This window comes from Blastomonas sp. CCH1-A6, assembly GCF_001556365.1.
Lineage (GTDB): Bacteria > Pseudomonadota > Alphaproteobacteria > Sphingomonadales > Sphingomonadaceae > Blastomonas > Blastomonas ursincola.
The window spans coordinates 1-693 of sequence record NZ_LSIS01000122.1; the positions used below are offsets into that span (position 1 = coordinate 1).

Genomic DNA, 693 nt, shown 5'->3' on the forward strand with positions numbered 1-693 from the left:
CACTGATCCCTCCCCCGCCCCGCCGCCTTCCCCCTCGGGCGGCGGGGCACCCTTTCATTCCCATATCCCGCAAAGGAGAATTCCCATGGCAAAGGTTCTGGTGCTCTATTACTCGACTTATGGTCATATCGAGACGATGGCCGAAGCGGTCGCCGAAGGTGCGCGCAGCGAAGGCGCCGAAGTGACGATCAAGCGCGTCCCCGAAACCGTTCCCGAAGAGATTGCCCGCGCGAGCCACTTCAAGCTCGACCAGGCTGCCGAGATCGCGACGCCCGAGGAACTGGCCGATTATGACGCGATCATCGTCGGTACCGGCACGCGCTTCGGCCGCATGTCGAGCCAGATGGCAGCCTTCTGGGACCGCACCGGCGGCCTATGGGCCAAGGGCGCACTCGTCGGCAAGGTCGGTGCATCGTTCACCGCGACCGCAAGCCAGCATGGCGGCCAGGAGACCACCCATTTCTCGATCCTCACCAACCTTCTGCACCATGGCCTGACCGTGGTCGGGCTCGACTATGGCTTCCAGGGCCAGCTGAGCAATGACGAGGTGATCGGCGGATCCCCTTATGGTGCCAGCACGATCGCCGGTGGCGACGGATCGCGCCAGCCGCACCAGGCCGATCTGGATGGCGCGCGCTATCTGGGTGCCAAGGTCGCGCGCACCGCAGCCAAGCTGACGGCGTAACCCCCCTC

At 65.2% G+C, this 693-nt stretch carries 1 protein-coding gene; it reads left to right on the forward strand.

Translation table 11 applies throughout. From position 1 onward, the window contains the following. Window positions 1-85: 85 nt before the first annotated feature. Window positions 86-685 (forward strand): NAD(P)H:quinone oxidoreductase, encoded by a 600-nt coding sequence (gene wrbA / locus AX735_RS04950; RefSeq protein WP_060977568.1) that lies wholly within the window; start codon window positions 86-88, stop codon window positions 683-685. Window positions 686-693 lie beyond the last annotated feature (8 nt).